This window comes from Desulfovibrio sp. DV, assembly GCF_001936595.1.
Classification (GTDB): Bacteria; Desulfobacterota; Desulfovibrionia; order Desulfovibrionales; family Desulfovibrionaceae; genus Solidesulfovibrio.
This window is the reverse complement of sequence record NZ_MLBG01000060.1, coordinates 17,787-27,411: the sequence shown is the minus strand read 5'-3', so window position 1 is coordinate 27,411 and position 9,625 is coordinate 17,787. Positions and strand designations below refer to the sequence as shown.

The following is a 9,625-nucleotide window of genomic DNA, read 5'->3' as shown; positions in this document are numbered from 1 at the left end:
CTCCTGCGCCCCCGCATAAGGGAGTGCCTATGTTTCATATCGTCGTATGCGGCGGCATCGTGCCTGATCCGTTGCAGACGTTGGAGCCGGTCAAGGGACCGGCCGGCTGGGGCCTGAAAAACGAACTGATGCTGCCGTCGATCCTCGATCCGTGGGCGTCCCACGCCCTGTACGAGGCGGCCCATCTGGCCAAGTCCGTGCCGGGCAGCAAAGTCTGGCTGGTGTCGCTTGGCCCCAAGGCCAAGTTGCAGCAGGTCATGATGACCGTGGCCCAGAAGGCTCCGTTCGAGCTGGTGGTGGCCGACGGCCCGGCCGGCGGCTTCGTCGATTCCTTCGAGGTGGCCGAGGCCCTGTATGCCGCCATCTCGGGCATTGCCGGCCTGGACGCCTCCAAGCTGCTCCTTTTTGGCGGCTGGCAGTCGGCTTCCCGCGGTTCCGGCTCCACCTTGCAGCTTCTGGGCGAGAAGCTTGGCATCGTGGACCAGTTCCAGGGCGTGGACAAGCTGACCGTGGGCGCTGACGGCAGCCTGGAAGTGATGGAGCGCATCGAAGGCGGCGCGTACCAGATCACCGCCTGCACCGGCGCGCCGGCCGTCCTTGGCTGGGCCACGGGCGAGCTGCCCGAACCGCCGAACAACCCGCAAGTGGGCATGGCCAACATGCGCCTCGTCATGCCGGCCCTGCAAAAGGCCAAACCGGCCGCCATCGACGCCGCAGCCATCGACTACCAGTCGGTGACCCTGCCGGCCCAGAAGCGCGAGACGCGTGTGGTCAAAGACACGCCCGTCGACGACATCGCCAAGGAAATCATTGCTTGGCTGCAGAGCTAGCCGGAGGCTTACCCTATGGAAACCATTCTTTTTGTCTCCCCCGTGGCCTCGGACGGGACCCTGGCCAAAGCGTCCCTTGAAGCCCTGACTGCCGCCAAGGCCCTGGCCGAAGGCCTCGGCGCGGGTCTGGCCGTGGGCCTGTTTGGCGCAGACGTCGCCCCGGCCGCCGCTGCCGTGGCTGCCTGCGGCACCATCTTCGCCGTCACCGGCGAGGCCTTTGCCGCTCCGCGCTATGCCACCGACGTGGCCGCCATGGAAGCGCTGGCCAAGGCGGCTTCGACCACCATCGTCGTCGCCCCTGACGACTCCCGGACCTCCCGCGCCCTGCCCGGCGTGGCCGCCCGCCTGGGCGGACGCATCGACGCCCACGTCACCGCCATCACCGCCAAGGACGGCAAGCCCGTGGCCACCCGCGGCTATTACCGCCAGCGCATGGCCGCCGAACTGACCCGCACCGCCCGGCCCTGGTGCCTCACCGTCTCCGGCGGCTGCTACGCCGCCTACGACGGCGCGCCCGGCCAGGCGGCCGTTACCGCCGTGCCTGTGGCCGTCACCGAGGCCATGACCCGCACCACGGTCAAAGCCGTCATCGCACCTTCGGCCGATGAGCAGACCATCCGCCCCGATGCGGCCACGCTTTTCGTGGCCGGTGCCGGTTGGACCAAAAAGCAGGCCGACGGCGTGCCCCATGTCACCGAAGCCGGCCAGTTGATCCTCGGCTTCCTCGGCAAAGCCAAGGCATCCCTTGGCAGCAGCAAGTCCCTGGTCGATATGGGCGGCGAAGGCGAGTCCGTGCTGCCTTTCCTCACCCACCTGCATCAGGTCGGCCAGACCGGCGCGACGCCGCGCCACCAGAAAGGGCTGGCTACCTGCTGCCACGGCGAAGAGCCGCACGTTGTCGGCTGGCGCTTTATTACCGAACGCCGGGCCGTCAACCTCGACGCCTCCTGCGGCTGGGCCCAGGGCAAAGCCGACGTGCTCTATGTGGCTGATGCTTTTGAGGTCATGCGCAAAGTCAACGAATTATTGGGATAGGATAGACCGGGACGCTGTCTGCGCCCCAAAAAATGCGGCCCGGAAGGATGTCTCCTTCCGGGCCGCTGGCATTTTCTGATGCGCTCCCGCTGACAAGGCTTCCGCCCGCCCGACGCGATTCCTGTTTCCCGCGTACCGTCCCGGTCTGCCACCGACCGGATTGCCAGCCAACGCCGGAAACCCTTTGCACAACTTCCCCGTTGCAGGGGTCCGGGGGGATCATCCCCCCGGCCGCCGGAGGCATCTTCGCCTTCGCCTTCGCCTTCGCCGTTGCCTTCGCCTCCCTCCGTCTCTGTTCGCTTCGCTTACAGGTCGCTGGCCAGGAGCAGTTCTTCCTGGTCCATATCGGGGTGCAGGTCGTGGGAGATTTGGAAGAAGGCGTAGAGGTCGCGCAGGCGCAGTTCGTCGGCCACGGCGGTGGTGGGGTTGGCCAGGATGAGTCGTCGTCCTTTGGTGGCCAGGGCGGTTTGCAGGCGCACGAGGGCACCGACGCCGCTGCTGTCGATGGTGGGGGCCTGGGACAGGTCGAGGACCGTCACGGGATAGCGTCCGACGTTGGCGGCTTCGATCACGGCGGTTTCCAGTTCCAGGGACATGGGAGCGCCCAGGGGACCGTCGGTACGGGCCCAGAGGACGCCGTGTTTATTGGCAATGGCTATTCGGCTCATGTGTGTGGTGTGGTCCATGCGGTCGGAGCGGGTGAACCGTTCCGGCGTCGTTGATGGCCGAAGATAGCCGCAAGGCGGCGCGGCAGGCAAGGATAAAAGCCTGAAGATGACAGACTGTTCACCTTGGGGCCGGGCAAAAAAAAGCGCCGGCAGGGCCGGCGGTGGGGGAGTGGTCTGGCTAGATTTTGTGCCAGGCCAGCAGATTGAATGACTTGTATTCATTGTCCGGATCTTCGGCGTAGCGGCAACCGAGGCTGTTGTCTTCGTCTTTGTGTTGGATATCGTTTTTGGAGCAGCGGTAGAAGGTGCACTCATTGTTGTTGCACACGAGTATTTCGCCCCAACCGGTCTCCGGGGGACCGACCCAGGGTTGGAGTTGGGCCTTGCAATGCGGGCAAAAACGTTCTTCGAGCATGGAGAACTCCTTGGTGGCGTCGGGCCGGGCAGAGGCCGCCGGCCTGCTGCAACAATAGGCATGATCCTGCCGCCGTCAACCGTTTGGCTGGCGGCGGCAGGGATTGGGCAGGGAGAGGGGGGCTGGCGGCCGGGCCTACATGACGTCTTTGGCCCAGTAGAGCAGGTTATGGTTGGCCTTGAGGCGGTCGATGACGTCTTTGGCCTTGGCGTCGTCTATGGGGCGCACGCGGATGTAGACGGTGCGGGTATCGGGCTTGTCGTCGTCGTAGTTGGTGAGGATGCTCAAGATGCGGATGTCGTGGGCCTTGAGGTCGTCCAGGACGGTCTTGAGGCTGCCGGAGACGTTGGGCAGTTCGAAGGCGAACTGCATGCCGCCGCTCAAGACGCCGGTGATGCTGACGAGCACCTTGAAGATATCGCTGTCGGTGATGACGCCGACCACGATGCCGGCGTCGTCGATCACGGGCATGCCGCCGACGTTGTGGCGCAGCATGAGCACGGCGGCCTTTTCAACGGTATCGTCCGGGCCGATGGAGACGACCGTTTTGGTCATGATATCGCCCACCTTGATTTCCGAGAGCAGGTAATACAGCTCGTGCATATCAAGGGTGGTGGCCTTGGAAGGCGAGGCCTCTTTGATGTCGCGGTCCGAGACGATGCCGACGAGTCGGCCGTTATCGTCGACCACGGGCAGGCGGCCGAATCCGTTTTCCTTCATGAGCTTGGCCGCCTTCATGATGGAGGTGGCCGGCTTGGCCGTGACCGGGGACTTGCTCATCCAATCCTTTATCAGCATGTGCGTCTCCTTGGCGGTCCCTTGAGGGCGGGCCGATTGTGGTATAAGGCCCGGACATCACGCGGCGCGGCAGCGTCGGGACATTTGTCTGATCTATACGTGTTTCCGCCATTATTTCAAGCGATTCCAGCCCTCCGGAAAAGGAAAAAAACTGATGAAGGCCCTTTTGTACCGTCGCAGCGTCCCGCGTTATCTGGCTTGCGCGTTGGCCTCGAAGCTGGCTCCGAGGCGTTTTTTTTCGTCTTTGGCCCCGCTGTCGCTTGAAACCGTGCCCTTTGACCCGCCCAAGGGCTGGGTCTCCCTCACGCCCCGGCTGTGCGGCCTGTGTGGCTCGGACCTGGGGCTTTTGCGCGGGGTGGAATCGCCGCTGCTGGAACCGTATGCCAGCCTGCCGTTTATTTTGGGCCACGAAATGGTGGCCGATCTTGGGCAGGATGTGCCGGAGCTTGGGCTGCGGGCCGGGGCCCGGGTGGTGGTGGAGCCGGGGCTGCCGTGTGCGGTCCGGGGCTTGCCGGACTGCCCCAGTTGCCGGGAGGGGCGGTACAACCGTTGCGAGCGGTTTCTCGACGGCCATCTGCCGCCGGGGTCGTTTCTCGGGTTCACCCGCCGGGCCGGCGGGGCCATGGCCGAGCGCACGGCGGCCCATCCCTCGCGCCTTCTGGCCGTGCCGGACGGGCTTCGTGACGAGGACGCGGTGCTGACCGATTCCCTGGCCTCGGCGCTGCAGCCGGTGCTCGATCATTTTCCGAAGGACGGCTCCACGGTGCTCATTTACGGGGCAGGGATCGTGGGCCAGCATGTGCTGCGCTGCCTGCGGGGGCTTGGCAGCCGCAGCCGGATACTGGTGGCGGCGCGCCATCCGGTCCAGGTGGCCCTGGCCCGGGAGGGCGGGGCGGACGCGACCATTTCGCCGCGAAGCCGCAAGGAGCTGGCCGAGGCCATCGGGGCGCGGTATGTGCCGACCACCCTTGGCGGCGGCAATATCGAGGGCGGGGTGGACGTTGTTTTTGACTGCGTGGGTTCTTCGCGCACCTTTGGCGACGGGCTGCTGGCCCTGGCCGCCGGCGGCACCTATGTCATGGTGGGGGCCGGGGCGCGCCTCAGCGATGTGGATATTTCCAGCCTGTGGTTTCGGGAGCTGACGATTGCCGGCTCGTCTGGTTGCGCCACCGGTCCTGATCCGCGCCGGCCCGGGGAGCGCGTTCGCACCTACGCCCTGGCCCTGGAGCTGCTCGCTTCGGGCACCTATCCTACCGCCGGCCTGTTGAGCCATACGTTTGCCCTGGACCAGTGGCGCCAGGCTTTCGGCACGGCCTTTGACAAGCGGGGCACAGGCAGCGTCAAGGTGGCTATCGATCTGCGGTCGGCACCAGCCGGGGGAGCGCGGGAAGAGAAGGCTGGAGAGCCTCCGGCGGCCGGGAGGGGGTAACCCCCTCCCGGACCCTACCTGACAGGGGGAAAGGGGGGTCGGGTGGGATGTTGCGGCTGCGGCGGGCTGGTTGCAGGCCGTTGCGACAGCCCAAGCCGGACGCTGTATGGACTCTCGCTTGCTCTTTGGTCGGTTGGAGTGCGCGTGGCCCGGGCTTGACCGCGTGGCGGCGGGCCGGTATCGCCGGCCATGCTGACGCGCATTGCACGATTCGTGGAAGGGGCATTTCTGTCCCTGGCCCTGGGCTTTTCCGCCCTGGCCCTGGTCTGGCCCGGCCTTTTCACCTGGCTTGCCCCGTACATCTCACCGGCCCTGGGAGTCATCATGTTCGGCATGGGCCTGACGCTTCGCGTCGGGGATTTTGCCGGGCTGTTGCCCAAATGGCGGCTGGTGCTCCTGGGGACGGTCCTGCAGTTCACCATCATGCCCGGGGTGGCCATGGCCGTGGCCTGGCTTTTACGGCTCGATCCCCAGACCGCGGTCGGGGTGGTGCTGGTCGGGGCCTGTCCGGGCGGCACGGCTTCCAATGTCGTCACCTATCTGGCCGGCGGCAATCTGGCCCTGTCGGTGGTGCTCACCCTGGCAACGACCCTGCTCGCCCCCATCCTGACCCCGGCCATTGTGTCGGCCTACTGCGGCACGCGGCTGACCGTGGACGCCTGGGCCATGGCTGCCTCGGTCTTCTGGATCGTGGCTTTTCCGGTCATGGACGGCCTGCTGTTGCGCCGGCTGCTGCGCCAGCGCCTGGAGCCGGTGCTGGCGGTCTTTCCTTCGCTGTCCATGGTGGTGGTGGCCATGGTCATCGCCTGCGTGGTGGGGCTTAACCGCGAGACGGTGCTGGCCTTTCCGGGGCTGGTGCTGGCGGCGGTGGTCGTGCACAATCTGGCCGGCTTTGGCCTTGGCTGGCTTGGGGCCAGGGCTCTCACCCGGGACCGGGCCGACGTGGCAGCCATTGCCATTGAGGTGGGGATGCAGAATTCCGGCCTGGGCGTGGCTCTGGCCAAGCTCTATTTCACGCCGGCGGCGGCCTTGCCGGCCGCGCTTTTCAGCCTGGAGCAGAATCTGGCCGGGGTGACCCTGGCCAAGTGGTGGCGTCGCGGCGGGGCTGATCAACCCTCGTCGGGGCAGGTCCAGGCGTCCAGGGCCAGCCGGACCTGACTCCAGAGTTGTTGCATCTGGTCCAGATGGCGGCCGATTTCGACCATGTCCTTGCGGCCAAGGGCCTGTTCCAGGAGGATGGCCGCCTGCCGGCTGGCGTAGGAGCCGATGGTGGCGGCCGTTCCTTTAAACGTGTGGGCGGCCAGCGCGGTCTGGTCCATGTCGCCTCGTTCAAAGGCCAGACGGGCTTCGGCCAGCCGCCTGGAGCCCTCGTCATAGCTTGTGCGCAGTAAGCCCCGGAACTGGGGCCAGGACAGGCCCATGGCCTCCCGGGCCTTGGCCGGCGCGAACACGTCCAGGCCGAACATCTGCGTCGGCAGCGGCTCAAGGGGGCAGCTCCCCCGCCGGATGGCGTCGAGGGTGTCTTGCAGGGTGCGGTAGTTGACGGGTTTGGTGACAAAGCTGTCCATGCCCGAGTCCAGGCACTGCTGGCGCACGTCTTCCACGGCATGGGCGGTGACCGCGATGATGGGCACGCCCGGGTCCAGCACCGGCAGCGCAGCCGGACCGCCGCTGCGGATGGTCCGGGTGGCGGTGATGCCGTCGATTTCCGGCATCTCGATGTCCATGAGCACGGCGTCGAAGCGCTGCCGGGCCAATTGGGCGTAGGCCTCCCGGGCCGAGTCGGCCACGGTGAGATCGTGGCCCATGCGGGCCATGTGCAGCCGGGTGACGGCGGCATTGAGCGCGTTGTCCTCAACCAGCAGGATGCGCAGGGCCTTTTGTCCGGCGACGGAGCCGCCGGCCGGTGCGGCGGTGCGGCGGATCACGGCGTCGGCGTTTCCGGGCAGCAGGAACACGGTGAAGGAGAAGACACTGCCGGTTCCCTCGCGGCTGGCCACGGCGATATGGCCGCCCATGCGCTCCACGAGTTCCTTGGTGATGGCCAGGCCCAGGCCCGTGCCGCCGAAGCGCCGGGCGATGCTGCCCGGTCCCTGGTTGAAGCTCTCGAAGAGTTCGGCCGAACGGGTCGGGTCGATGCCGATGCCGGTATCCGTGACGGCCACGGCCAGCCCGACCCGGTCCGGGGGCGTATCTGTGGCGGCAACCGGGGCAACGGCCAGGGACACGGATCCGGCGGCCGTGAATTTGACGGCATTGCCGAGGAGGTTGAGCAGCACCTGGCGCAGGCGGCCGGCATCGCCGCGAAGGGCGGACGGCACAGCCTCGTCGATGGCCACGGTAAAGGCCAACCCCTTCTGGCTGGCGGCCAGTTCCACGGTGCGGGCGGCCTCGGCCACCACTTCGCGCACGTCGAAGTCGATGCGTTCCAGGATCAATTTGCCGGCCTCGATTTTGGAAAAATCCAGGATATCGTTGACCACGCCAAGCAGATGCCCGGCCGAATCGCGGATGGTGCGCAGATGGCCGAGCTGTTCCGGGCTGGCCTCCCCGGCCAGAAGGGCATCGGTGAGGCCCATGACGGCATTGAGCGGGGTGCGGATTTCATGGCTCATGACGGCCAGGAAGGCCCCCTTGGCCTGGGAGGCTTCCTCGGCTTCGGTCTTGGCCTGTTCCAGGCTGGCCTGCCGGTTCTTCTCCTGGGTGATGTCGTCAAAGGCCCAGACCACGAGGTCGGCCGGCGCTTCGGGCGTCACGCCCTTGCCGTGGACGCGAATCCAGATTGTCTGGCCGTCCTTGCGCAGCACCTGGCATTCCCGGCTGACGAAGCCCTGGCTGGAGAGAATCTGGTCGACTTCCCCGGCCAGGGTGTCGTGGGCATCCTTCGAGCCGAACAACACGGTGGTGCTGCGGCCGATGAGTTCATCCCGTCGATAGCCGAAAAGTTCCGCTCCCCGGGTGTTGATCTCGGTGCAGATGGTGTCGCGGGTGGTGGCCAGCCCGATTTGCGTGTTGCCAAGCACGACGTCGCGCTGGGCCAGGGCCTGGCGCAGGGAATCCTCGGCCCGGCGGCGGGTGGTGACGTCGATGTAGGAGAACACCCGGCCAATGGAGACGCCGTCCTGGCGGATGGGGCCGCTGCGGCGTTCGATGTAGCGGCCGTCGTGCAGCTCCAGGCAGGCCTCGGCAAGGCTTTCGGTGTCGGTCATGAGCTGGTGAAACCGCTGCCTGACCTCCGGCGCTCCGACGATCTGGTCGAGGATGGGCCTGAAGCGTTGAGAGGCATCGCTGTCCCTGGCCCAGTCCGGCGACAGGCTCCAGAGTTCCAGGAAGCGCTTGTTGACGGCCAGGATTTCAAAATCCGGGGGGCTGGCGGCCACGCAGACCACGGCTTCGGCCGTGGATTCCAAGATGGCGATATACAGGGCCATCTGGCGCGACAGGCGTTCATCGGCCCGGCGTCGCGCTTCAATCTCCTCCACCAGCCGGGTGTTGGCCGCAGCCAGTTCGGCCGTGCGTTCCTCCACCCGCCGGGCCAGCAGCAGCCGATGCTCCTCCACTTCGGCCCGGGACTCTCCGAGCCAGCGCGAGGTTTCGCGCAGCCGGGCGGCCATGGCGTTAAAGGCCATGCCCACCCGGCCCAGGGCGTCGGTGGTGGCCACGGGCACGGACTGGTCGAGGTCACCGGCCTCCACGGCCTCCAGGGCCTGACGCAGGGTTTCGACCGGCTCCAGCACGAAGCGGTGGAGCATGAGGTTTAAAAGGCCGGCCAGGAAGATATAGGCCCCGACCACGGCCAGGGCAAAGATGGTCCAGACCTGGGCGGCCAGGGGCGAACTTTCCTTCAGGGCGTAGCGCAGCCGCAAAAAGCCCAGGTCCTGGCTTTCGGTGCGGATGGGCTCGATCAGGGTGGCTGTCAGCCGGTCGTCCTCGGCCGAGACGGTGAAGAGCCGCCCGGTGGGCAGGCCGCCGTCGGCCTCGCTGGACAGGGGGGCCGGCGTGCGGTCGCCGGCCGTGGCCACCAGACGGCCGGTGGCGGTGAACAGGCTGGCTTCGGTGACGCCCTCGACCCGCACCAGGCGGGTCAGGATGTCTGTGGCGGCGTTGGCTGCCTGGGGCGAATGGACGAGCGGGGCCAGGTTTTCCAGGCGGTGGGCGGCCAGGACGCCAAGCAGGGTGCGGGTGCGGTTTTGGGCGGCGGCCTGGCGGTCGTGCATGTACAGGTGCAACACGCCGCCGAAAGCCGCAGCTGCTGCCAGAAAGGCGAGTAAAATCGCCGTATTGATTTTGAGTCGCAAGGATAGGCCGCGCATGAGGTGTCCGCTGCCCCGCTCCGGCAAGCCCCGCAGTCCGGGGGGCTGCTGGAAGGAACCGCGCCGCTGCAGCAGGCAGTATGAATTTGTATCTTTCTTAAAAACAAACCGCAGAGGCTGTCAAAGGCTTTCCCGGA

The 9,625-nt window shown here is 66.7% G+C and carries 8 protein-coding genes; 4 read left to right on the top strand and 4 right to left on the bottom strand.

All coding sequences use genetic code 11. The annotated features are described in order from the left end of the window. Nucleotides 1–29: 29 nt before the first annotated feature. Together DVDV_RS13540 and DVDV_RS13535 are read left to right on the top strand one after the other, a co-directional pair. Entirely contained in the window at nt 30–830 is an 801-nt protein-coding gene (locus tag DVDV_RS13540; protein ID WP_075355182.1) for an electron transfer flavoprotein subunit beta, read from the top strand. Between the two features lie 15 nt (nt 831–845). Then, nucleotides 846–1,865 (top strand): electron transfer flavoprotein subunit alpha/FixB family protein, encoded by a 1,020-nt coding sequence (locus tag DVDV_RS13535; RefSeq protein WP_075355181.1) that lies wholly within the window; start codon nt 846–848, stop codon nt 1,863–1,865. A 305-nt stretch (nt 1,866–2,170) separates the two neighbouring features. Here DVDV_RS13535 and DVDV_RS13530 read toward each other — a convergent pair whose 3' ends face one another. From DVDV_RS13530 to DVDV_RS13520, 3 genes are all read right to left on the bottom strand, one after another. Then, a complete protein-coding gene (locus DVDV_RS13530) occupies nt 2,171–2,533 on the bottom strand; it encodes an STAS domain-containing protein (RefSeq protein ID WP_075355180.1) in 363 nt (120 codons plus the stop codon). Nucleotides 2,534–2,711: 178 nt separating this feature from the next. After that, nucleotides 2,712–2,948 carry a hypothetical protein gene (locus DVDV_RS13525; RefSeq protein ID WP_075355179.1) on the bottom strand — a complete coding sequence of 79 codons (237 nt, stop codon included), beginning with the start codon at nt 2,946–2,948 and terminating at the stop codon, nt 2,712–2,714. Nucleotides 2,949–3,083: 135 nt separating this feature from the next. Then, nucleotides 3,084–3,746: a CBS and ACT domain-containing protein gene (locus tag DVDV_RS13520; protein WP_075355178.1), complete on the bottom strand. Its 663-nt coding sequence runs from the start codon at nt 3,744–3,746 to the stop codon at nt 3,084–3,086. A gap of 154 nt (nt 3,747–3,900) precedes the next feature. Here DVDV_RS13520 and DVDV_RS13515 point away from each other — a divergent pair, with 154 nt between their 5' ends. Further along, the gene (locus DVDV_RS13515; protein WP_083634777.1) at nt 3,901–5,175 is read left to right on the top strand and encodes a zinc-binding dehydrogenase; all 1,275 of its coding nucleotides are present in this window, start codon (nt 3,901–3,903) and stop codon (nt 5,173–5,175) included. A gap of 189 nt (nt 5,176–5,364) precedes the next feature. Then, nucleotides 5,365–6,333, top strand: a complete 969-nt coding sequence (locus tag DVDV_RS13510) for a bile acid:sodium symporter family protein (protein ID WP_075355177.1) — start codon at nt 5,365–5,367, stop codon at nt 6,331–6,333. Here the strand turns inward: DVDV_RS13510 and DVDV_RS13505 are convergent. Beyond that, entirely contained in the window at nt 6,285–9,488 is a 3,204-nt protein-coding gene (locus DVDV_RS13505; protein WP_075355176.1) for an ATP-binding protein, read from the bottom strand. The two genes, DVDV_RS13510 and DVDV_RS13505, sit on opposite strands and share 49 nt — an antisense overlap. Between the last annotated feature and the right edge of the window lie 137 nt (nt 9,489–9,625).

Coding starts and splice junctions, on each gene's coding strand:
- DVDV_RS13520 (WP_075355178.1), bottom strand. CDS start 3,746: ATGCTGATAAAGGATTGGATGAGCAAGTCCCCGGTCACGGCCAAGCCG.
- DVDV_RS13510 (WP_075355177.1), top strand. CDS start 5,365: ATGCTGACGCGCATTGCACGATTCGTGGAAGGGGCATTTCTGTCCCTG.
- DVDV_RS13540 (WP_075355182.1), top strand. CDS start 30: ATGTTTCATATCGTCGTATGCGGCGGCATCGTGCCTGATCCGTTGCAG.
- DVDV_RS13535 (WP_075355181.1), top strand. CDS start 846: ATGGAAACCATTCTTTTTGTCTCCCCCGTGGCCTCGGACGGGACCCTG.
- DVDV_RS13505 (WP_075355176.1), bottom strand. CDS start 9,488: ATGCGCGGCCTATCCTTGCGACTCAAAATCAATACGGCGATTTTACTC.
- DVDV_RS13530 (WP_075355180.1), bottom strand. CDS start 2,533: ATGAGCCGAATAGCCATTGCCAATAAACACGGCGTCCTCTGGGCCCGT.
- DVDV_RS13515 (WP_083634777.1), top strand. CDS start 3,901: ATGAAGGCCCTTTTGTACCGTCGCAGCGTCCCGCGTTATCTGGCTTGC.
- DVDV_RS13525 (WP_075355179.1), bottom strand. CDS start 2,948: ATGCTCGAAGAACGTTTTTGCCCGCATTGCAAGGCCCAACTCCAACCC.